Here is a 22,890-nt window from a genome sequence, read left to right as displayed (position 1 = left end):
GGCGGCGATGCAAGGCTTAGGCCGAGGTCGGATGCGAAATTTTGAGACCGGCGCGGACATAGTCCGTGAATACCACTCCGGCGTATGTGGGGGCGGTGCAAACGGTCGCCCGAGTCAGCGTTCGACCGATGCCTTCTCGACCGGCGGCTCAGGGGTGTCATCCGCTTGTGCCGCCACCTGCGCCTCGGCCGGCTTGCGCCAGTTGCGGATAAAGGCGCTCAGACGGTCGCCCATCTCGCCGGCGCTGAGGAAGACCGGCACGCGCGCAACCGGCGCGGTCGGCTCGAAGGAGAGGCCCAGACCCGTGATCCTGCCCTTGTCGTCGACATCCCTGACGATCAGTTCGATCGGGCCGAGCAGCACGCGGTCGGCATATTCGGCATGGCCGCCGAGCCGCGCTGTGACCAGCGCGCCGACGGTCTGTTTCTGCTCGGCCTCGGTGAGACCGGGCGCATAGGCGGCTTCCAGTTCGGCTGCGGAACGCGCCGGATCGACGGCGAAGGCACCGAAGAAATCGGCATCCTCCGGGTCGACCACGGCGCGGCTGGCAAACAGCTTGTCGAGCAGGCGCGGATAGCGGTCGGGCACGAAGATGTAGACCTGATCGCCGGCGGCGAGCCGGCCCATGTCCTGGAAACGCATCGAACGGCCGTCACGCAGCACCAGCGAGGGCCGCGCCCAGCGCGGGATGCGCTCGCCGCGCGCCACCGGACTGCCCGGCGCCACACGATAGGCAAGGAGTTCGTGATGCGCGGAGCCGGGCAGTTCCAGTTCGACCTTGTCCAGCGGTCCGAGCCGCGCCGGCACGATCAGACCGAGGCGACGCGCCAGCGGGCCGACCGTCCAGCCCTGGATGACCAGCGACACCAGAACGATGATGAAGGCGGCGTTGAAGATGGTGCGGCCGTTCTCCAGCCCGCCGAGCAGCGGTGTGATGGCGAGCAGGATCGAGACGGCGCCGCGCAGGCCGACCCAGGAGACGAAGGCGACTTCGGGACGCGGCAGGCGGAATGGGATCAGGCAGAGCCACACGGCGACAGGTCTGGCAATGAACATCAGGAACAGGCCAAGCGCTATCGCAGGCACCATGATCGCCGGAAATTGCGAGGGCGTGGCGAACAGGCCGAGGATGAGGAACATGATGATCTGCGCCAGCCACGACATGCCGTCCTGGAAGCGCTTCAGGATGGTGACGGCGCGGATGTCGGAATTGCCTGCGATGAGCCCGGCGATATAGACCGCCAGGAAGCCCGAGCCGCCAATCGCGCCGGCGGCCGCGAAGACCATCAGCGACAGGGTCAGCACGAAGATCGGCAGCAGGCCATGGTCGAGGTTGAGCCGATCGACCAGGCGTACGATGGCGAGGCCGCCAAGCACGCCGACGATGGCGCCGAGGCCCATGTTGACGAGGAAGCCGAGGATCAGGTTGGTGACCAGGACATTGGCTTCGGGATTGGCGTGGGCGGCGATGATCTCGACCAGCGTGATGGTCAGGAAGATGGCGATCGGATCGTTGGTGCCCGATTCCACCTCGAGCGTGGAGCGCACGCGCTCGCGCAGATTGATCTCGCCGGCGCGCAGCAGGAAGAACACCGCCGCCGCGTCGGTCGAGGCGACGGCGGCACCGAGCAGGAAGGATTCCAGCCAGCTGAGATCGAGCAGATAGTAGGCGGCGGCGCCGAACAGGCCGGTGGTGAGAAGCACGCCGAAGGTCGCCAGCGACAGGGCCGGTCCTGCCGCCTGCCGCAATGCGTTGAGCGGCGTGCCGAAACCGGAATCGAACAGAATGACGGCGAGCGCCAGTGAGCCGGCAAAATAGGCGATACGGGCGTTGTCGAACTGGATGCCGAGGCCGTCGGTTCCGGTGGCGAGCCCGATGCACAGAAACAGGAGCAGGAGGGGGGCGCCGAAGCGGAAGGCGATCAGGCTCGAAAACGCGGCGGCGACAACAAGCGCCGTGCCGACCAGCGTAACGAGATAGATCGCATGCTCCATCCGTGATTTGCCCCTCGAATTCCTCTGCTTGCTGGCTTTACGGGAGAGTGGGGCGAAGGCGTGACCAGTGCAAGGCGGGAGGGTGGTTTTTTGCCCCGCGCCGCCGATTTTCGCGTTGCTGCTCCGGCAAACGAAAACGCCCGGACGAAGCCGGGCGTTTCGAGTGTCGGGAAGACAGATCCTCGATCAGGCGATGGTCTTGCCGAAAGCCACGGCGGTGTCGCTCATGCGGTTGGAGAAGCCCCATTCATTGTCGTACCACGACAGCACCGAAACGAAGTTGCCGTCCATCACCTTGGTCTGGTCGAGCGCCATGATCGAGGAGCGCGGATCGTGGTTGAAGTCGATCGACACGTTCGGGTGATGGGTAACGCCGAGGATGCCCTTCAGCTTGCCGTTGGAGGCGGCGATGACCGCTTCGTTGATTTCCTGGACCGTGGTCGCGCGCTTGGCGATGAACTTGAAGTCGACGACCGAGACATTCGGCGTCGGCACGCGGATCGAGATCCCGTCGAGCTTGCCCTTGAGATCGGGCAGCACGAGGCCGATCGCCTTGGCGGCACCGGTCGAGGTCGGGATCTGCGACAGGGCGGCGGCGCGGGCGCGGTAGAGATCCTTGTGCATGGTGTCCAGCGTCGGCTGGTCGCCCGTATAGGAATGGATCGTCGTCATCATGCCCTTTTCGATGCCGACCGTTTCATGCAGGACGGCCGCAAGCGGCGCCAGGCAGTTGGTGGTGCAGGACGCATTCGAGATGACGATGTGGTCCTTGGTCAGCTTGTCGTGATTGATGCCGTAGACGACGGTGAGGTCGGCGCCGTCGGCGGGAGCCGAGACCAGCACGCGCTTGGCGCCGGCGGTCAGGTGCGCGGCGGCCTTGTCGCGGGCGGTGAAGATGCCGGTGCATTCGAGCGCGATGTCGACGCCGAGTTCCTTCCACGGCAACTGTGTCGGGTCCTTGATCGCCGTGACCTTGAACTTCTCCTTGCCGACGGTGATCTGGTCGCCGTCGACCGACACTTCATGGGGGAAGCGGCCGTGCACGCTGTCAAAGCGCAGCAGGTGGGCATTGGTCTCGACCGGGCCGAGATCATTGACGGCGACGACCTCGATGTCCTTGCGGCCGGACTCATGGATGGCGCGCAGGATGTTGCGGCCGATGCGGCCAAATCCGTTGATGGCAACTCTGACGGTCATTATTCTCTCCCTGGGAGCTGGAAGGCGATTGGTCCGCAGCTTCATAGCGGCGGACGGGCGAAGAATCCAGCCGCAGCGGGCCAGATTTAAATCGATTAGGTTAGGCCAGTTCGGCGAAACCGCTTTTCACGCGATCTCGCCGGATTTTGTTTGGTGCATGTCGTTCCCAACGCCGCGATGCAATTTTGGGCGACCTGCCCGGGCCTCACTTGCCGTGAAGGCGGGCTTCAGCGGCCTTGGCAGCCGCATCGGCGGTGATGCCGAAATGCGGATAGAGCTGCTCGATGGTGCCGGAGGCGCCGAAGCCGGTCATGCCGATGAAGATGCCATCGGAGCCGATGAGATGGTCCCAGCCCTGGCGGATGCCGGCCTCGATCGCCATCTTGATCGGCGCGTCGCCAATGGTCTTCTTGCGATAGGCGTCGCTCTGCTTGTCGAACAGTTCGAAGCAGGGCACCGAGACGACACGGGTCGGGTGGCCATGCTTTTCCAGAAGGTCGCGGGCGCCGAGCGCGATCTCAACCTCGGAGCCGGAGGCGAAGATCGTCACCGCGGCTTCACCGCTGGCGGCGGCGAGTTCATAGGCGCCCTGGCTGCTCAGGTTCTTTTCGGTGAACTCGGTGCGGACGGTCGGCAGGTTCTGCCGGGTCAGCGCCAGGGTCGACGGCGTCTTTTCGGATTCGAGCGCGATCTGCCAGCATTCGGCGGTTTCCACGGCGTCGGCCGGACGGAACACATTGTGGTTCGGGATGGCGCGCAGGGCCGCCAGGTGCTCGACCGGCTGGTGGGTCGGGCCGTCTTCGCCCAGACCAATGGAATCATGGGTCATGACGAAGATCGAGCGAATGCCCATAAGCGAGGCAAGCCGCATCGAGGGGCGGGCATAGTCGGAGAAGCACATGAAGGTGCCGCCATAGGCGATGAGACCGCCATGCAGCGTCAAGCCGTTGATCGCGGCAGCCATGCCATGCTCGCGGATGCCGTAGTGGACATAGCGCTGGCCGTAGTCGTCCGGCGTGATGTTCTTGGTCTGGCTGGTCTTGGTGTTGTTGGAGCCGGTCAGATCCGCCGAGCCGCCGATGGTCTCCGGCACCGCGCCATTGATCACTTCGAGCGCCATTTCCGACGATTTGCGGGTGGCGACCTTCGGCTTGTCGGCCGAGAGCTTCTTCTTGTAGTCGGCGATGACGGCGTCGAAATTGCCTGGCAGCTTGCCGGCGAGGCGGCGCTCGAATTCGGCCTTCAGCTTCGGATCGGCCTTGGCCAGGCGGCCTTCCCAGTCGGTGCGCGGCTTGGCGCCGGCCTTGCCGGCGGTGCGCCAGGCGTCGAGGATGTCAGCCGGAATCTCGAAGGGCGGCGAGTCCCAGTTGAAGAACTTGCGCGCGCCCGCGATCTCGTCGGCGCCGAGCGGTGAACCGTGCGCCTTGTTGGTGCCGGCCTTGGTCGGGGCGCCGAAGCCGATGGTCGTCTTGCAGGCGATCATCGTCGGCTTGTCGGAATGGCGGGCAGCTTCGATGGCATAGGCGATCGCTTCCGGATCGGTGCCGTCGATATGGCTGGCGTTCCAGCCGGAGGCCTGGAAGCGGGCGACCTGGTCGGTGTTGTCGGCGAGCGATACCGGGCCATCGATCGAGATGTTGTTGTTGTCCCAGAAGACGATCAGCTTGTTGAGCTTGAGGTGACCGGCAAGCGCGATGGCTTCCTGGGACACACCTTCCATCAGGCAGCCGTCGCCGGCCAGCACATAGGTGTAGTGGTCGACGAGGTCATTGCCGAAGGCGGCGTTCATGATGCGCTCGCCGAGCGCGAAGCCGACCGAATTGGCGAGGCCCTGGCCGAGCGGGCCGGTCGTGGTCTCGATGCCGGTGGCATGGCCGTATTCGGGATGGCCCGCCGTTTTCGAACCCAACTGGCGGAAGTGCTTGATCTGGTCGATGGTCATGTCTTCGTAGCCTGTCAGATGCAGCAACGAGTAGAGCAGCATCGAGCCATGGCCGGCCGACAGGATGAAGCGGTCACGGTCGGCCCAGTGCGGGGCCTTGGGGTCGTATTTCAGGAAGCGGGTGAACAGCACCGTGGCGATGTCGGCGCAGCCCATGGGCAGGCCGGGATGGCCGGAATTCGCCTTCTCGACGGCGTCCATGGAGAGAAAACGGATCGCATTGGCCATCCGGTCATGTTGTTCACGCGACGTCATGGTTCCTCCGAGGTGGGGGTTTGAGGGCTTGGGAGAGCCCTTGAAAAGGGTGCGCGACACATAGCAGGCGCGGGCTTTTAGTCAACAAATCGGGTGCAGATTTGCCGGTCTTGTGATGCCGTCGGCGGGCCTACATTAGCGTTAGCGGGGGACAGTCGCGAGAGCTTTGTTGACGTTGCCTTCACCCGGTGCCTAATGTTTCTGACATAACGCGTTCTGAACGCGAACGATTCGGTGATGGGCAGGGCACAGGACGAAGGCCATGACCGGGGAAACCACGCTCAAGGAAGTAATCGCCAGGCTGAGCAAGGCCATCGAGGGGCTGGAAAATGCCGTCGCGGCCAAGCTCGAGCATGAACGAGACTATTCGGAAGCCGAGGCCGAAGTGCAGCGGATGAATGCCGATCGCTCCCGGCTGGCGCAGGAGCTCGACAATTCCGAAGCGCGCGCCGAACGGCTGGAAGACGCCAACAAGGAAGTCTCGCGACGGCTGGTGACCGCGATGGAAACCATCCGCGCCGTGTTGGACAGATAGGAGCTGGCCCGATGGCACAGGTCACGGTTTCAATCGACGGCAAGCAGTACCGCATGGCCTGCGACGAGGGCCAGGAAGAGCATCTGGTCGATCTCGCCGAACGCTTCGACCGCTATGTCTCGCATCTGAAGGATTCCTTTGGCGAGATCGGCGACCAGCGGCTGACCGTCATGGCCGGCATCATGGTGATGGACGAGCTTTCCGAACTGCAGAAGCGCGTCAAGGGCATGGAGAGCGAAGTGCTGACCTTGCGCAAGACGCGCGACGAGGCGCTGACCAAGGCCGACAAGAGTGACAGCGTGCTGACCAGCGCGCTTGGCGCCCTGGCGCAGCGGATGGAAGATCTGGCGACGTCGCTGGCGATCACCAAGGCCTGAGGCGCGCCTCGCCGATCCCTGGCGTTTGTCTCATGCCCGATGTCGCGCCTTATTTTTCGCGCCCGATCCGCGGACACGGAAAAATTTTTGCCCGCCGGCTGAATAGCCGTCATCTCCAGCGTTTAATCAGTCACGCTGCGGTGCTACGATCGGGCGCCGGCACCGGCCGGCGAAAAGAATACCGGCTACATTTCACAAGGGGTAGGGATAGGTCATGAGTCTTCGTATCAACGACATTGCGCCGGACTTCACCGCAGAAACCACGCAGGGAGCCATCAAATTCCATGACTGGATCGGCGACGGCTGGGCGATCCTGTTCAGCCATCCGAAGAATTTCACGCCGGTCTGCACGACCGAGCTTGGTACGATGGCGGGTCTCGAGGGCGAGTTCAAGAAGCGCAACGTCAAGATCATCGGCATCTCGGTCGACCCGGTCGAAAGCCACGGCAAATGGCAGGACGACATCAAGACGGCCACCGGCCATTCGGTGCATTATCCGCTGATCGGCGACAAGGACCTCAAGGTCGCCAAGCTCTATGACATGCTGCCAGGCGGCGCCGGCGAGACCTCGGAAGGCCGCACGCCCGCCGACAACGCCACCGTGCGCTCGGTCTACGTCATTGGACCGGACAAGAAGATCAAGCTGGTGCTGACCTATCCGATGACGACAGGGCGCAACTTCGACGAGATCCTGCGCGCGGTCGATTCCATGCAGCTCACAGCCAAGCACCAGGTGGCGACGCCGGCGAACTGGAAGCAGGGCGAGGACGTCATCATCACCGCCGCCGTTTCCAACGAGGATGCGATCAAGCGCTTCGGCGCCTACGAGACCATCCTGCCTTATCTCAGGAAGACCAAACAGCCTTCCGCCTGAAGCCAAAGCGTCGCAACCGTTTTTGGTTTTCCGCTTCTGCGAGCCAAGTCATGCTTGACTGGCCCGCGGGAGCGGACAACCATGCCCGCAATGGGTTCCGGTGGAGAAAATCGTTCCTGCCGGCCGTGGGGTGAGGGAGCCGGACGTGGATGTAGCTTTGGCCAGGCCTTTGGTCAGCGGCTTCTATGACAAGCCGACCGGGGCCATTCAGTATGTCGTCACGGACCCGGCGACGAAGCGATGTGCCATCATCGATCCGATCCTGGATTTCGACGAGAGATCCGGCGCAACCGGTACGAGGAGCGCGGATGCCCTGCTCGGTTTCGTCGGGGAGAACGGGCTGGAGCTCGAATGGATCCTCGACACCCACCCGCACGCCGACCATATCTCGGCGGCGCATTACCTCAAACAGAAGACCGGAGCGCCGATGGCGATCGGCGACAGGATCGTCGACGTCCAGGCCCTGTGGAAGGTCATCTACAACTGGCCCGATTTTCGCGCCGACGGCACGCAGTGGGACAGGTTGTTCGCCGAGGGCGAGACGTTCCGGATCGGAACCCTTCCGGTCAAGGTGCTGTTCTCGCCAGGACATACGCTGGCGTCGATCACCTATGTGGTGGGGGATGCGGCCTTCGTGCATGACACGATGTTCATGCCCGACAGCGGCACGGCGAGGGCGGATTTCCCCGGCGGCAGCGCCGCACGGCTCTGGCGCTCGATCCAGGACATCCTGGCGTTGCCCGACGAGACGCGTGTCTTCGTCGGCCATGACTATCAGCCCGGTGGCCGCGAGCCCTTGTGGGAAAGCACCGTGGCGATACAGAAATCCACCAACACCCATCTTGTCGCCGCGCGCACCGAGGCCGAGTTCGTGGCGCTACGCGAGGCGCGCGACCGCACATTGCCGATGCCGCGGCTGATCCTGCATGCGCTGCAGGTCAACATGAATGGCGGCCGGCTGCCGGAACCGGAAGCCAATGGCCGGCGGTACCTCAAATTTCCACTGGACGGGTTGTGAGGGTCGGTCCCTTCTCCCCGTTAGTATACGGGAGAAGGTGGCGGCAGCCGGATGAGGGGCGGCGCCGACGTTTGGCGATGATGTTTGGCAGTTGCTGCGCCGGTGGCAATCGCGCAATCTCGGTGCCGCCCCTCATTGTCCTGCCGGACATTTCTCCCCGTAGAGTGACGGGGAGAAAGGGCTGTGTCGTCGGCTTCGCCAAACAAAAAAGCGGCGCCAGTTTCCTGACGCCGCCTTGATATTCCTGGCTGATCCCGGCTTTAAGCCGCCGGCTGTGCCTCGATGGTACGCAGCGCCTGCATCTGGCGCTTGGCGGCGGCCTTGACGGCATCCTGCACCTTCTCGAAGGCGCGCACCTCGATCTGGCGAACGCGCTCGCGGCTGATATCGAACTCGGCCGACAGTTCTTCCAGAGTGAGCGGCTCCTCGGCGAGGCGACGCGCCTCGAAGATGCGCCGCTCGCGATCGTTGAGCACGGCCAGAGCGCCCGACAGCATGCCGCGCCGGTTTTCCAGCTCGTCCTGCTCGATCAGCATCTCTTCCTGGCTTTCGTGGTCGTCGACCAGCCAGTCCTGCCATTCGCCGGACTCGCCTTCCGTCGCCCGGATCGGCGCGTTGAGGGACGCGTCGCCGGACAGGCGGCGGTTCATCGACACCACTTCGGCCTCGGAAACGTTCAGCCTCGTAGCGATCTCGGCGATCTGGTCGGGCTTCAAGTCGCCGTCGTCCAGCGCCTGGATCTTGCCCTTCACCTTGCGGAGATTGAAGAACAGACGCTTCTGGTTGGCGGTCGTGCCCATCTTGACGAGGCTCCACGAGCGCAGGATGTACTCCTGGATCGAGGCCTTGATCCACCACATGGCGTAGGTGGCGAGACGGAAACCACGCTCGGGTTCGAATTTCTTGACGGCCTGCATCAGGCCGACATTGCCTTCCGAGATCACCTCGCCGATCGGCAGACCGTAGCCGCGATAGCCCATGGCGATCTTGGCGACGAGCCGCAAATGGCTGGTGACGAGCTTGTGCGCGGCCGTGGTGTCTTCATGCTCGGCGTAACGCTTCGCGAGCATGTACTCTTCCTGCGGCTGCAGCATGGGAAAGCGGCGGATTTCTTCCAGATAGCGGCTGAGGCCGCCTTCGCCGGAAACGATACTGGGTAATGACTGGGCCATGATAGCGCCCCCTCTCTATTGGAGTGATGCCCCCGAAACACGGCGGGCATGTGACGCGAGCACCAAAAGGCTCGCCCGCGACATCAGAACTTATACAGGAACAAAACCAGAAAAGACAGGCATTTGTTCAACACGAAACAGTGTGTCACGTTGAAGTGAACAATGCCACTCAGGTTTTTTGATGGCAGGTTCAGAGTTTGCGAAAGCTGCCGACGAGTTCCTCCATGTCCCCCGGTATCGGCGCCTCGAACCTCATCGTTAGATGGGTGGTGGGATGCCGAAATGCAAGGAGCCAGGCATGCAAAGCTTGCCGGGAAAATGCCTTGACCTGACTTTTCAGGGGCTCCGGCAGTCGGTTGGCCTTGGTACGGAACGCCAGGCCGTAATCGGGGTCGCCGATGACGGGGTGGCCGATATGGGCCATGTGAACGCGGATCTGGTGGGTGCGGCCGGTTTCCAACCGACATTCGACGAGGCTTGCGGTGGCGAATTCCCGCTGGTCCTCGCCGAAACGCTCCTGCACGGCAAAGCGGGTGACGGCGTGGCGCGCGTCGTCGCGGCCCTCCGGCACGACAGCGCGGCGCACCCGGTCGGCGGCGCGGCCAAGCGGCGCGTCGATCGTTCCAGTCGGCCTCTGCGGTATGCCCCAGACCAGCGCAAGGTAGGCTCGTTCGAGGTCGCCCGTCAGGCCGTGGTCGGCGAAGGCCTCCGACAGCGCCTTGTGGGCGCGGTCGGTCTTGGCGACCACCATGACGCCGCTTGTCTCCTTGTCGAGGCGATGGACGATGCCCGGCCGGCGTACCCCGCCGATGCCAGACAGGCTGTCGCCGCAATGGTGGATCAGCGCATTGACCAGCGTGCCGGTCCAGTTACCGGCGCCGGGGTGCACGACCAGCCCCGCAGGCTTGTTGATGACGATCAACTCGTCGTCTTCGTAGAGCACGTCGAGTGCGATGTTCTCGCCCTGTGGCTGCGCCGGCTCCGGTTCCGGCATGGCCACCGACACATTTTCGCCGGCGCTCATCTTGCGCTTGGTTTCGTCGACCGGCTTGCCGTCGATGACGACGGCGCCTTGCCTGATCAGCATCTGCACGCGACTGCGTGACATGTCCGGGCCGAGGGCCGCCGCCAGCCACTGGTCCAGGCGTTGGCCGGCCGCATCCGCGCCGGCGACCAGCAAGGTGGGCGCAGCCCCCATCAACAGGTCCTCTATCAATTCGGGGGCCTCTTCGCTATGAGCGCTCATCGAAAAACCATTCTGGAATATTTGCCATGGCCCGGCCCGATGCCGATGAAGAACAGGAAAAGCCGCTTGACCCCGAGGTCGACAAGCTGCGCGGCAAGCTCATCCGCTTCATGGCCATTAATCTCGGCCTGCTCTTTCTGGCTCTTATGGTGGTGATCGCGGCGATTGTCTACAAATCACGCAAGGCGCCGCCGGCCAACCCGGCGCTGTCCGGCGACGTCCAGACGCCGGCGGGCGAGCCGGCCAGCGCCGATATCGTCCTGCCGGTGGGCGCCAAGGTGGTCAGTCAGTCGCTGTCGGGCGATCGTCTTTCGATCGATGCAGAACTCGCGGACGGGAGCCGTGCGATCTTCGTCTATGATATAGCAGAGCGCCGCCTGATCGGCCGTTTTGCAATCCGCAACAAATAGGCAGGCAAAGACGGTGGCCGGATACTCCGAACATCGCCGTGTCGCGACCGTGGCGCTGGTTGTCGCAGACTATGACGAAGCGATCGCCTGGTATGTCGGCCGGCTGGGCTTTCTGCTGGTCGAGGACGTCGATCTCGGCGGCGGCAAACGCTGGGTGATCGTCGCGCCGGCAAACGGGCAGGGCGCCAGGCTGCTGCTTGCCGAAGCATCCGACGAGGCGCAGAGGAAAAGCATCGGCAACCAGACCGGCGGCCGGGTCTTCTTGTTCCTCGAAACCGACGACTTTGCCCGCGACCACGCAATGATGCTGGACAAGGGCATCGAGTTCCGCGAGGCGCCGCGTTGCGAAGCCTATGGCACCGTGGCCGTTTTCGCCGATCTCCATGGCAATCTCTGGGACCTGATCGAGCCGAAACGGCAGGGCTGATCAGAGCCGTTCGGCAAAGTCCACGAAGTCTGGAAAGCCCAGTTGCTTTTTGCCAGCCGCCAGCCTATATCGCCCCTTCTTGAGCGCGCCCATCGTCTAGCGGTCAGGACACCGCCCTCTCACGGCGGGAACAGGGGTTCGATTCCCCTTGGGCGTACCAAGCAACGGCGCGGTCGTTGATCTCAGGACAATCGAACAATTTCTCACCAGTACCGGCATGGGCTCTGCATGCCTCGAAAGAGCGCGCAAATGCCGCGAGAGCCCGGGACGTCGTGTGCCCGGATCCACCCAATTTAAGTCAGGCCGGGGCGCTTGAAAGCGCTGCGATCTCTGATACTTGCGGGGCGGGGTAGCTTTCGCGGCAACGCGGATTTCGGGTCGGGTAGAGTTTGGAATGACTTCCGTGACGATGATATGCACGCACTGCCATGGCGGCGGCAAGGTTTTCGATTGCTCCAGATGGCGTGCGTCAAAAGGGCATTGCTGCCCGCAAGGGACGCATCAAAGTGGTTGTCCCGGAAAGACCATGGTGTGCGCGCAGTGCGCGGGTCTCGGGACGGTGCCAGAAGCCGAATTCAGGGCGGTCGCATAGGCCGTCCTGCCGCAAGAGGATGGCTTCGCGGCTCAGCGATTCCCGACTGGGCGCGTGGGACGACAGGCGCGTTAAGGTCTGGTTTACCAATAGCCTGTCTATTGGGGTCAATTCGCTTTCGGCCCGCGACCACGGATGTACTGGCGCAACTGCCGAGGTGAAAAGGAAAGGTCGGCTCAGTGCCGGCCTTTTTGTTTTCGGCTATTGGCTCACATTGGCCATGCTCTGTCCGAACAACTTTTTGGCAAGGGATATTGCCATTGCCGGTGTTGGCTCTACCATCGATCCCGGCGGTCCCGTGCGGATTGCCGGCTGGTCGTGACGATGAGGGCTTGCGATGAAGGGTGTTGCCGAACTGGTCATTGCGGGTGTGATGTCGATAGGGATCGTCTGTCCGTCGAATGCCGCAACACTCAACAACATGGACGATGTCGGAGCCGCGATCCAGTCATGCTGGACGCCGCCCGCCGATGCCGGGAATTCGACTGTAACCCTGAGCTTCAGTTTCAAGCGCGACGGCACTCTGATCGGTCCGCCGCGGCCAACCGCGGCCAACGTGGCCGGGGACGAGAAGGCGCGCAAGTCGTTCATTGATGCGGCCGTCGCCGCGGTCAAGAATTGCACGCCGCTGAATTTTTCACCTGATCTGGCGCAAGGCATTGGCGGCAACGTCTTCACGTTGCAATTCGTTTCACCCAAGAAATAGCTCTCAAGACAATTGCTGCCGAGCCTTTTTCCCCAGCCGGCAGATCAATGGCTCAGGCGCCGCAGTTCGGCATGCCGTGCCAGGTCCGGTGTCTCGAAGACATAGTCGCTCCAGGCCGATTCCGGAATCTGCCCTGCGAGATAGCACTCCAGCAACAGGTTTTGCTCGGCATTAAGCGGCCGTGGGGCACGCTCGTGATCCAGCCCGAGAGAGTGAAAAAGGTTTCTTGTCAGTTCCGATACCGTGAAGTGGATCGACATCTGCGTTCTCCTTCGCCCTTCAACGCAGCAGCACGGGCAAAGGTTTCAAGGCCAGCCACCGGTAACGCCTGATTGATCGCATCGGCTAGAGGGATCGCTCAATGCCCCCGGTTGGAGGCCGAGAAGTCCAGCTTGCTGGTCTTGATGTTGCTGGGGATCACTTCCCCGGCGTCCTGATCCGTGAGTGTGCGGGCCGTCAGCCCGACGACGCGGTCAGCCTTTAGGCGGATATCGATCCGGACGACAGGTCCGATTTCAAATCACCGGTTACCGCAACGTGCTTTCATTCCAGATGACATGCCCGTCGTCGTCCCAAAGCTGGTGGGCGCGCGGGAACAGGGTTCGATTTACTTTGGGTGGACCAACTGCTCGGTCGTTGCTCCGCAAATCATCGAACCGTCGACGCACGCGATCATTTCGTTGCGAATGGTCGCAAGCGCAGTCTGCTTTGGTGCCCCTCCGGACAGGGGGCCCCCGATGGGTATACACCGCGGAAATATGATTTCTGCCATTTGTCCTGGGCAGGTCTTGATGCCGGATCGGCCAGCGCGGCGTTGAAGTTGTCCCGGCTTTCCGACCAATGCTTGAACTCGCCTTGGAGCTCCGGATTTTCAGCAAGGTTGCGTAGCTCCGGCGTCACGCTGTCGAGACCGCCACGCGCGAGCGGGAACAAATGGCAAAAAGGTTCGCCGGTTTCAAAATGTACCCTCTGGTTCGGGCGCGTGAACTTCCAGTTCATGGTGAAAGTGTAGGGTGACCAATCAGTCTCGATGATCCCCGACAGTGCCGCGATGCCGTCTTTCGGACGATTGAGGGGGCCGGTCACGAACAGATTGGTTCCAGGGTCCGTCCGGAAAAGACAAGGGACGTGGAATGTGAGCGTTCCGTTGCCAAAATGGGTGACCGCTGGTGGAACAGTTCCAGGTTTTGGCTTTATTCGGATAGCGTCGACGCTGCCGCGGCCGTCCCAGATGGCCGAAAAGGCAGTCGCGCACAAAATTTCCCAGCCATGAGCATTGGCTATGTTCAGCGGCAGGCATCGGTAGGCAAACCGCTCGTCGGTATTGTCCATCCAGTCCCGTTCGGGCGGTGCAGGCCGGATGCGCAACTCATGTCCCTCGGCGACGTAGGCGATAAGCTGATTCATGAGATGGAGGCTCTGTTGTTGCCTGAACGAGTTTCGCTCTTGACCGCCCTCGATGGCAACAGGATTCGCCATCGCCTGGGACGCACCAGCCTGGTGCAAGGTCGCGCTCGCCACGAGGCGCGGCCCAGGTACTCACATCGGCACGTTACCATCTCACCTTCAGTCCGATCTGGCCGCCGAACGTCTGCTGATGGGTGCTGTCGATATCGAACGAATAGCTGACGTCGCCGAATGCTGAAACGTTATTACTGACGTCGAAGGCCGCGCCGCCATTCAGCTCGAGCCAGGTTCCGCTGGTGTCAAGCACAAGCGGGGTGGTGTTGAAGGTAACGACCGACTCCGCCGAAAAGCCGTGCCAAAGGTTGATGCCGGCATGTGCCAGCACCTTTCCCATGCTGTGTTCCAGGCGTGCCCCGATTCGCCCGGTCATTGCGTCGAACGGGTCGTGGCCGATGGCGGAGAATGGATCCCGGCTGTCATCGAAGTGGATGCGCTGCCATATCAGCTGCGCTTGCGGCTCAATCGCCCAGTCTTGGGCAAACATGTAGGGCAGGCCCGTCTCGGCCGAGGCGGCGAAGCTGTTGCCCTGAACATCGCTGCCGATTCCGCGATTCGATTCGGAGGTGCCGTCAAGCCAGGCGTACTTGGCCACGACATCGACATACCAGCCGCTAGGTGCTGTGTGGGTCCAGTAACCGGCGATGCTGTTTTCGGTCAGATCGAGACTTCCGGCGGGCAACTCCAGGCCGCCCAGCACGTTGCCGCTGATGTCGCCGGACGCTTCGGCATGCGTGTAGAACAACCCGAAACGGTCGACATGGCCGTTGTCGTGTTCGACGCCTGCGATATCGCTGCCAATCTGCAGGCCCCAATAATTGCCGTTGAATTCCGGTCCAATTTTGAAGTCGGCGATGCTGAGCGTTGCGTCGGCGCCAAGATCGCTTTGAGCACCGAACACGCGGCCCCAAACGGCGGGCGGCGGGCTGCCATCCGCCGGCATGTCCGAGCCCTGCGAGTCGGGGGCTGAATATATCAAGGCGCCATCACCGATCAGAAGCGACTGGTCGCCGCGTCTTGATGGAAAGTGCCGAGCGTCATCAGCCCCATTCGCTGTGCAACGAGCGGCGCGATCACATGCCCCGGAACCTCCGGACGAACGTTCGGGATCGGCGGTGGTGGTGGCGGCGGCGGTGGTGGCGGCGGTGGTGGCGGCGGCGGTGGCGGCGGCGGTGGCGGCGGTGGCGGCGGCGGCGGTGGCGGCGGTGGCGGTGGTGGCGGTGGTGGCGGCGGTGGCGGCGACACTGTGTTGCGCAGGAACCAGTCGTTATCCGTGGCCGCTGATGGCGTCACGCCGCCGCGAAACAGATTGTATTCGAATACACCGGCGGCGACGGGGCCGCCGAGCGCAAACGCGCCGGCAGTGGTGGTGGCGCCGTTGGTCGCATCGACAACCTGGATGCCGTTGCCGGTCGTCAGGGCGCCAGGCCCGTCAACATTCGTCACAAGAATGCTGGTCGAGCCACGCCCCGCGCCATTCTCGATAACAAGCCGATCGGAGGGAGAATTGTCGGTGCCAAGGAAGGTGTTGAGCAAAAGACGACCATCCTGGCCGACGTAGTTGCCGTGGATCGTGAACGTGTCATGCAGGGAGGTTCCGGTGCCGGGCGCCGGCGAATCATTCGTTAGGTCGATGGCCCCGGCATTGTTCACCGTGACCAGCTGCGACGAATCGAACGGCACGACCCCATAACCGAACGAATTGCCCGCCAGGACCGAACTGGTGGAATCGATAGAGAGCGTCCCAGTTCCTGTTTGCGTGTCGCCGAGCGTCAGAACGCCCGTCGTAAAGATGAACCTCAGCTGCGACCGGTTGGTGAGCCTGAAGTCTTCCCAGTTGACAATATTCGTGGGTTGGTCGCCCTGCTGAGCACCCTGGTCGTTGGTGGTATGGTCCCAGGTAAGCGTGTCGGTCCCCAAGCCGCCGTCGATGATCTTGCCGGCGGTCAGGTTGTTTTGCGTGAGACGGACAAAAAGGGCAGTGTCATCGCCATCGCCCATCTGCACGGTCGCTGCGACATTGCCGACGATCCACCTGAAGTTGTCGTTACCCGAGCCCATGTCGACGGAAGTCTGAACATCTCCCGCGGCCAGATCCAGTACATCATCTCCGGCGCCGAGGCTGATCGAGCCGGCGAAGAACCCTAGGTTGATCACGGCATCGTTGGAATTGCCCGTGCTGGTGACGCCGTTCTGAACCTGACCGTCGGCAAAGTTGATGATGTTGTTGACACCCGACCCCGCAAGAAAGACGCCCCCGTCGATCAGGCCATGGTTGTTTAGCTGGAAGGTGCCGTTGTCGGTCGCGCGAACGGCATTGTCCAGCACGCCTGCGTTGTTCAAGGTGAAACTGGTGTTGCCTATAGCGATCACATCGGCGTTGGCCGTGCCTAGATTGTTGAACGTGCTTGTGCCCGGTCCCTCAATCGTGACGGGAGCGTTGAAAACCGCCGTGGAATCGGCATTGACCGTGACCGACAACCCCGCGGACGTGAAGCCGCTATTGATTTGCCCCCTGCATTCAATAATCAGGGTACCGGGAGGCGCTTCCACGCAGGCGGCAAAAGCCCGCAGATCGCTCAGGCAAAGAAGCGAGGCGGACGCAACAGACTGAAGAAGCATGTTGCGAACCGTCAGAGGGTTTCGGCAACCTCGCTTGGCTGCGCGCTGATCGGGAAATCGGGCCGAGGTCCTCTCGGATCCGTTGGCCGCGTTCATGCGCTCGGCGGGATGAGTTCGAACGGCTTTCAAATAGGCAATTCTGGACGTGCGAAACCGCTCAGCCATAGGTCAATCCATAACAGCCGCGCACCCCGGTACAGACGTTGGTTTGCATCGTCAGGATTGTCAATCTCATGAAATTGTCGAGAATGATTACTGGAATTGACGTGTCATATGTGCAACATTGGCCTCTGGTCGTATATGATCTCAGATCAAGCAAAGATTACGACGAAGCACTGCCGCCCGAGAGACCACGTTAATCTTCCTCGCATTTTATCGCGCCGGAACTGCCTGGTGGCCAGACATCCAGCTTTGCCGACGGGGTTCGCAATGCTCCTGAGTCCATGATTTAGCTCAGGCCGCGAGACTTAAAGCGCAACAATCGCTGTTAGTTGCGGTGCGGGGTGGCATCTCCGGCGGCGCGGATTTTGGGTCGGGCGAATTGGAATGACCTTAATCGGGACGCGATGTGGCCGCTTTCGCGTTGCGATCGCCCCTGCCATCATTTGAATCGCCCCTGCCATCATTTGAAAGGATCCTACAAATCCAGAAGCCGTGGGCGGCTGCCCTGATTGACCGGGTGCACCGCTTCCGGCGTGGCGTGGCCTATTGGCAGGACGATTTGCGCCAGATCTTTGTTTTTATGCATGTCGTCTTCCCAAAACGAGGTCACTTTTGGGCGACATGCACTAGTCGCAGACCATGCGAACCCTTTGGCCGGGTGCGCTCACGTTCCTGCATGCCAATTGTTTTTCGGAGTCCGATGACTGCGGAGGCGGCGGTGATACCTTGGTCTGATACCGCCTGTGCACGGCAGGCTTGGCTCTGCGGTCGGAAACCCGCCCGGGTTGCTGGGGCGGTCCCGGAAAGGCGCCAGTGCCGACCTGAGGCTGGTAGTCGATATTGGGCGGCGGCCGGTCCCAGATCCGCCTGGCGTCGAGCGGTCGTGGGATAATGACCGTGCCGTCATAGCTGCGCGAGCAGCCGCCGCCGAAAAGCAGCGCCACGCCCAGCAAGAAAGGCCCTATCCGTCCATACATTAGCACCACCCCTGCGCATGCTTATAGCGCGGCCTTGCTCCACGCCACAACCGGACGGAATAACGCAGCAGGAACAGGCCGGTTGCGCCGTTAAGGTTAGCGGATCGTTAATGCTTCTGCGGCACATTCCGCCGACGAACCGCGGAGGGAGGGTTCGGCCTTGATTTTCGGGGTGGGGACAGCATGGCGGAAGTGGACGAAGCAATCGGCGCGCGCGGCAAGCGCGACCCCGGCAAGGCCGCCGCGCATGGCGGCGACGGATCATCCGGCGTCGACATGGATGGCGCCGACGTGCTGCGCCAACTCGTCGAAGCGGGCTCGGACTGGATTTGGGAAACCGATGCGGAACTGCGCTTTTCCTGGCTTTCACAAGGCTACCAGGCGGCGACGGGTATCGATCCGGCTGACGTGCTCGGCCGGTTCCGCTTCGATTTTCTCAATCAGGTCCTGAAGGGCAACCGCAGCGCGGCAGGCCATCTGGAGGATTTGCAGGCGCACCGGCCGTTCCGCGACTTCGTCTACGAACTGAAGGGCGGCCGCCCCGACTGCCGCTGGGTGCTGACTTCAGGCTTCCCGCGTTTCGACGGCGACGGAAAATTTGCCGGCTATCGCGGCATGGGCCGCAACGTCACCGCGCTGGCCAGCGCCTTCGAGGGCATGGAACCGCCGGTTGGCGGCGAGCCTGTCCAGCATCTTGCCGATCTCGAGCGGACGATGGACGCCATGCATATGGGCGTCGTGCTTCTGGACGCCAGGCTCGACACACTGATCGTCAACAAGGCCTATCGCGATCTCTCCAGGATTCCGGATGGGACCGTGACCGTCGGCGCGCCTTTCAGTCTGTTGATGGAACTCAACCGCCGCAACGGCATCTATGGCGACATCGACGAGAAGCAATGGCAGCGCTACCTCGCCACCCGCGTCGAGGAGATCAGGGCCGGTACCGTTGCGCCTCGGGAGTTTGCCCACGCCGACGGGCGGACCATGATGTTCTCCGTCACGGCTCTGTCGGGAGGCAAACGCCTGTTGACCTACTATGAGGTCACCGAGGTCAAGCGGCGTGACGCCGAGATCGAGAATGCCAACGCCAAGATCGCCGAGACTTTCGCCAATCTGCGCACCATGGTCGATCAGATGCCGATCGGTGTTCTCGTCCTCGACGCCGACATGCGTGCCGAGGTCATCAACCGCGCCTTTTACGATTTCTGGCAGATCGACGCCCGGCGCGCCGAGACCGGCTGCAGCTTCCGCGAGCTGATGGACGCGAGCCGCGACATCGACCCGTATGGTTCGGACGACGCGACATGGCAGCGGCATGTGGCCGAGCGCGAGGCTGAAATCAGGGCCGGCATAGCCGGATCGCGGCAGTTCCCGCGCAATGACGGCCGGACGCTGATCTCGTCGATGGCGCCGCTGGCCGGCGGCAAGCGGTTCATTTCCTATGTCGATGTCACCGACATGAAGGATCGCGAGGCCGAACTCGCCGAAGCGCTGGAAAAGGCGCGGCTGGCGGAAGCGGTGATCAACGGCGTCAAGGATCCGATCTTCGTCAAGGACGACAATCTGCGCTTCGTCTTCGTCAACGAGGCCTTCGCGGCGCTGTTCAAGCAGGCGCCGCAAGCCATGCTTGGCAGGCCGGGAGGCGATTTCCTCGGGCCGGACCAGGTCGCGCTGTTCGAAAGCAGCGAACGCGAGGTGCTGGCCAGCGGACAGCAATACGAAGTGGAAGAAAGCTTCGAGGCCGGCGGCGCCGGCCGTTCGCGCATCGTCAGGAAGAATCGCGTCCGCGTGGCCAGCGGCCGCGACTATGTCGCCGGCTTTCTCTTCGACATTTCCGACATGAAGCGGCGCGAGACCGAAGCCGAAGATGCGCGCAAGCATCTCGCCAACGTGCTGGAATCACTGCCGGCCGGCGTTATCATCTACGACCGGGACGACAAGTTCGTCTTCGCCAACCACAGGCTGCAGGATACGCTGCCGGCGTTGAAACCCTTCTGGCACCCCGGCCGCACCTTCCGCGAAGCGCTGGAGTTCGGCCATTCGGTCGGTTATTTCCGTTCGAGCGGCGATCCTGGGATCGACAGCCTGTACGAAGTCGATTCCGAACGCTGGCTCGACGGCATCCTGGCGCGTTACCGGCTGCCCAATTCTTCTTATGAGCGCCTCAATGCGGATGGACGCTGGTACCAGGTCTATGACATGCGCACCGGCGACGGCACGTTCATCGGCGTGCGCGTCGACATCACCGACCTGAAGAGCCGCGAGGCCGCGCTCCGTGACTCGATGCGCCAGATCGATCTCTTCCGCCACGTCATGGACGAGTTGCCGGTGGCCGCCTTCATCAAGGCGCAGGACCTGAGCATCGAATTCGTCAACAAGGCCTGGTGCGCGCTCACCGGCCTCACCAAGGACGATGTCATCGGCCGGACCGACCGCCAGCTGTTCAGCGGCGAGGAAGCGGAGGGCTTCAGCCAGGACGACGCCGATGTCGTGACGAACGGCAATGTGCGCGAAGTCGAGGAGCCCGTTACCCATCGTGACGGTAGGGTGCGGCAGTTGATGACGCGCAAGAGCCGCCTGGTGGCCACCGACGGATCGGTGCATCTGGTGGGCTCCAGCACCGATATCACCGACGTCAAGGCACGCGAGCAAGCCCTGGAAGAGAGCATGCGCGAGAACGAGGTGTTCCGCAGCCTGATCGACAACGTACCGGTGTCGATCTACGCCAAGCGCTCCGACCTCCGGCAATTCTATGTCAACAAGGGCTGGTGCGACCTCACCGGCTTCAGCAAACAGGAGGCGATCGGCAAGACCGACGTCGAGATATTCGGGCCGGATGGCGAGGCCTTCGTGGCCAGCGATCTCGCCGTGCTGCGTACCGGCGAGACCCAGGAGATCGAGGAGACGGTTCGCCTTCCCGACGGCAGCGTCAGGCATCAGTTTGCCCGCAAGGGCGCAATGATCGCCTCCGACGGTTCGCTCTACCTGATCGGTTCCACCACCGACATTACGGAGCTCAAGCAACGCGAAGCGGAGCTCAGCGAGGCACGCCAGCGCGCCGTGCTCGCCGACCGCGCCAAGTCGGAATTCCTCGCCAATATGAGCCACGAAATCCGCACGCCGATGAATGGCGTGCTGGGCATGGCTGAACTCCTGGCCAAATCCAATCTCGATCTGAAGCAGAAGACCTTCACCGACATCATCGTCAAATCGGGCAACGCGCTCCTGACCATCATCAACGACATCCTGGATTTCTCCAAGATCGATGCCGGCCAGCTGGTGCTCGATCCGGCGCCCTTCAATCTCGCCGAGGCGATCGAGGACGTGGCGACGCTGGTGTCGACGCGGGCCAAGGAAAAGGACCTCGAGCTCATCGTGCGTATCGAGCCGCGGCTCGAAAGGCTGTTCATCGGCGATGTCGGCCGCATCCGGCAAATCGTCACCAACCTGCTCGGCAACGCGGTGAAGTTCACCGATGAAGGCCATGTGCTGGTCGACGTGACCGGAGAACGGGTTCCGACGGGAACCAGGCTGACGATCTCGGTCACCGACACCGGCATCGGCATCCCCGAGGAAAAGCTGAAACTGGTGTTCGAGAAATTCAGCCAGGTCGACACGTCGTCGACGAGGCGCCACGAAGGCACCGGCCTTGGCCTTGCCATCACCTCGCGGCTGGTCGACCTGATGGGCGGCGACATCGGCGTCGAGAGCGCCGAGGGCAAGGGATCGACATTCTGGTTCACGGTGACGCTGCCCGGGGCCGGGCAGCAGAACGGGCAGCGCATCACGCCGGTGGACGTGACCGGCGCACGCGTGCTGATCGTCGACGACAATGCCGTCAACCGCGCCATCCTGACCGAGCAGATGACCTCCTGGACGTTCGATTCCTGCGCTGCCGAAAGCGGCGCCGAAGGCCTCAAGGTGCTGATCGCCGCGGCAGCTTATGGCGTGGCGGTCGACTGCGTGGTGCTCGACTACCAGATGCCCGAGATGACCGGCGCCGAAATGGCGCGCATCGTGCGCAATACCGAGGGCCTCGCGGACACGCCGATCATCATGCTGACCTCGGTCGACCAGTCGCTTGCCAACACCAGCTACCGCGATCTTGGCATCGACGCGCAATTGATCAAACCGGCACGCTCCTCGGCGCTCCTGGAGACGCTGGTCGCGACCATCCAGCGCCATCGCCACACCACCAGCGGCCACGCCGTTCAGCCGCCAGCGGGCGAGGTGCTCGAGGTTGCCCTGCGGTCGTCTCTGGCGGTAGCCGAGCAGCGCGCGCAGCTGCAGCCGCCACCGGTTCGTCCCAGGCCGCCTGCCACGGTCGGCGGGCACAGGCTGGATATCCTCGTGGCCGAGGACAATGAGGTGAACCAGATGGTCTTCACCCAGATCCTCGGCGAGACCGGATATGGTTTCGAGATCGTCGGCAATGGCCGCAAGGCGCTCGACGCTTTCGGCACGCTCAACCCGTGCATGATCCTGATGGATGTCTCGATGCCGGAGATGAGCGGTCTCGAAGCGACGGCCGCGATCCGCCTGCTGGAGCAGGAAACCGGCACGCATGTGCCGATCGTCGGCGTCACCGCGCATGCGCTCAAGGGCGACCGCGAACGCTGCCTGGAGGCGGGCATGGACGACTATCTGCCCAAGCCGATCAGCCCCAGGGCCTTGCTTGAGAAGGTCGAGCGCTGGGTTGGCGCCGGCCGTCAGGTCCACCGCAACGCGGGATAGCACCCCCGTCGCCCGGATTTCAGGATCCGGCGAGGCAAATCAAGGGAATCAGCAGGGGATTTGCCGCAACCCCTGCGTGCAGTGACTATGGTGCGATCGCGCCATATCAAAGGCTGCCTCCAGCCGGAACAATAGCAAAATCGAATTCCGCTCTTCTCGGTTACGGGCGGGAGCAGCGACCGCCT

At 62.8% G+C, this 22,890-nt stretch carries 18 protein-coding genes and 1 tRNA gene; 10 read left to right on the top strand and 9 right to left on the bottom strand.

The window, feature by feature from the left end; genetic code table 11:
• Window positions 1-114: 114 nt before the first annotated feature.
• From EN861_RS06895 to tkt, 3 genes are all read right to left on the bottom strand, one after another.
• Window positions 115-1,995, bottom strand: a complete 1,881-nt coding sequence (locus EN861_RS06895; RefSeq protein ID WP_135863123.1) for a potassium/proton antiporter — start codon at window positions 1,993-1,995, stop codon at window positions 115-117.
• Window positions 1,996-2,181: 186 nt separating this feature from the next.
• Entirely contained in the window at window positions 2,182-3,192 is a 1,011-nt protein-coding gene (gap, locus tag EN861_RS06890; RefSeq protein ID WP_135863121.1) for a type I glyceraldehyde-3-phosphate dehydrogenase, read from the bottom strand.
• Window positions 3,193-3,397: 205 nt separating this feature from the next.
• The gene (tkt, locus tag EN861_RS06885) at window positions 3,398-5,389 is read right to left on the bottom strand and encodes a transketolase (RefSeq protein ID WP_135863119.1); all 1,992 of its coding nucleotides are present in this window, start codon (window positions 5,387-5,389) and stop codon (window positions 3,398-3,400) included.
• A 262-nt stretch (window positions 5,390-5,651) separates the two neighbouring features.
• Between tkt and EN861_RS06880 the strand changes: the two genes are divergently transcribed.
• The 4 genes from EN861_RS06880 to EN861_RS06865 all read left to right on the top strand — a co-directional run bounded on the left by EN861_RS06880 (window position 5,652) and on the right by EN861_RS06865 (window position 8,193).
• A complete protein-coding gene (locus EN861_RS06880) occupies window positions 5,652-5,924 on the top strand; it encodes a DUF4164 domain-containing protein (protein WP_015315371.1) in 273 nt (90 codons plus the stop codon).
• Between the two features lie 11 nt (window positions 5,925-5,935).
• Window positions 5,936-6,301 (top strand): cell division protein ZapA, encoded by a 366-nt coding sequence (locus EN861_RS06875; protein ID WP_135863117.1) that lies wholly within the window; start codon window positions 5,936-5,938, stop codon window positions 6,299-6,301.
• A 214-nt stretch (window positions 6,302-6,515) separates the two neighbouring features.
• Window positions 6,516-7,175 carry a peroxiredoxin gene (locus tag EN861_RS06870; protein ID WP_015315373.1) on the top strand — a complete coding sequence of 220 codons (660 nt, stop codon included), beginning with the start codon at window positions 6,516-6,518 and terminating at the stop codon, window positions 7,173-7,175.
• Window positions 7,176-7,320: 145 nt separating this feature from the next.
• A complete protein-coding gene (locus EN861_RS06865) occupies window positions 7,321-8,193 on the top strand; it encodes an MBL fold metallo-hydrolase (RefSeq protein WP_127277836.1) in 873 nt (290 codons plus the stop codon).
• A 260-nt stretch (window positions 8,194-8,453) separates the two neighbouring features.
• Here EN861_RS06865 and rpoH read toward each other — a convergent pair whose 3' ends face one another.
• Both rpoH and EN861_RS06855 read right to left on the bottom strand, forming a co-directional pair.
• Complete coding sequence (rpoH, locus tag EN861_RS06860) at window positions 8,454-9,365, bottom strand: RNA polymerase sigma factor RpoH (RefSeq protein WP_015315375.1); 912 nt, start codon at window positions 9,363-9,365, stop codon at window positions 8,454-8,456.
• A gap of 190 nt (window positions 9,366-9,555) precedes the next feature.
• Complete coding sequence (locus EN861_RS06855) at window positions 9,556-10,611, bottom strand: RluA family pseudouridine synthase (RefSeq protein WP_135863115.1); 1,056 nt, start codon at window positions 10,609-10,611, stop codon at window positions 9,556-9,558.
• 26 nt (window positions 10,612-10,637) lie between these two features.
• Between EN861_RS06855 and EN861_RS06850 the strand changes: the two genes are divergently transcribed.
• The 5 genes from EN861_RS06850 (at window position 10,638) to EN861_RS06830 (ending at window position 12,746) form a co-directional block, all read left to right on the top strand.
• Window positions 10,638-11,021, top strand: coding sequence for a fimbrial protein (locus tag EN861_RS06850; RefSeq protein ID WP_127277834.1), 384 nt, complete (start codon window positions 10,638-10,640; stop codon window positions 11,019-11,021).
• A gap of 13 nt (window positions 11,022-11,034) precedes the next feature.
• Window positions 11,035-11,448 carry a VOC family protein gene (locus EN861_RS06845; RefSeq protein WP_135863113.1) on the top strand — a complete coding sequence of 138 codons (414 nt, stop codon included), beginning with the start codon at window positions 11,035-11,037 and terminating at the stop codon, window positions 11,446-11,448.
• Window positions 11,449-11,533: 85 nt separating this feature from the next.
• A tRNA-Glu gene (locus tag EN861_RS06840) sits at window positions 11,534-11,608 on the top strand.
• Window positions 11,609-12,059: 451 nt separating this feature from the next.
• Window positions 12,060-12,362, top strand: a complete 303-nt coding sequence (locus EN861_RS06835; RefSeq protein WP_135863110.1) for a hypothetical protein — start codon at window positions 12,060-12,062, stop codon at window positions 12,360-12,362.
• Window positions 12,363-12,377: 15 nt separating this feature from the next.
• Window positions 12,378-12,746 (top strand): cell envelope integrity protein TolA, encoded by a 369-nt coding sequence (locus EN861_RS06830; protein WP_135863108.1) that lies wholly within the window; start codon window positions 12,378-12,380, stop codon window positions 12,744-12,746.
• Between the two features lie 44 nt (window positions 12,747-12,790).
• On the opposite strand, the gene EN861_RS06825 is transcribed toward EN861_RS06830, so the two are convergent.
• The 4 genes from EN861_RS06825 to EN861_RS06810 all read right to left on the bottom strand — a co-directional run bounded on the left by EN861_RS06825 (window position 12,791) and on the right by EN861_RS06810 (window position 16,997).
• Entirely contained in the window at window positions 12,791-13,006 is a 216-nt protein-coding gene (locus EN861_RS06825) for a hypothetical protein (RefSeq protein ID WP_127872069.1), read from the bottom strand.
• A 412-nt stretch (window positions 13,007-13,418) separates the two neighbouring features.
• A complete protein-coding gene (locus EN861_RS06820; RefSeq protein WP_245464328.1) occupies window positions 13,419-14,267 on the bottom strand; it encodes a DUF6065 family protein in 849 nt (282 codons plus the stop codon).
• A 31-nt stretch (window positions 14,268-14,298) separates the two neighbouring features.
• On the bottom strand, window positions 14,299-15,189 hold the full coding sequence (locus tag EN861_RS06815) for an autotransporter outer membrane beta-barrel domain-containing protein (protein WP_281041209.1): 891 nt from the start codon (window positions 15,187-15,189) through the stop codon (window positions 14,299-14,301).
• 14 nt (window positions 15,190-15,203) lie between these two features.
• Window positions 15,204-16,997, bottom strand: a complete 1,794-nt coding sequence (locus EN861_RS06810; RefSeq protein WP_135863104.1) for a hypothetical protein — start codon at window positions 16,995-16,997, stop codon at window positions 15,204-15,206.
• Window positions 16,998-18,154: 1,157 nt separating this feature from the next.
• On the opposite strand from EN861_RS06810, the gene EN861_RS06800 reads away from it, so the two are divergent.
• Window positions 18,155-22,705 carry a PAS domain-containing protein gene (locus tag EN861_RS06800; RefSeq protein ID WP_189343578.1) on the top strand — a complete coding sequence of 1,517 codons (4,551 nt, stop codon included), beginning with the start codon at window positions 18,155-18,157 and terminating at the stop codon, window positions 22,703-22,705.
• Window positions 22,706-22,890: the final 185 nt, after the last annotated feature.

This window comes from Mesorhizobium sp. M8A.F.Ca.ET.218.01.1.1 (assembly GCF_004791165.1).
Lineage (GTDB): Bacteria > Pseudomonadota > Alphaproteobacteria > Rhizobiales > Rhizobiaceae > Mesorhizobium.
Note: the sequence above shows the minus strand (reverse complement) of the source record. Positions and strands in the feature narration are given on the sequence as shown.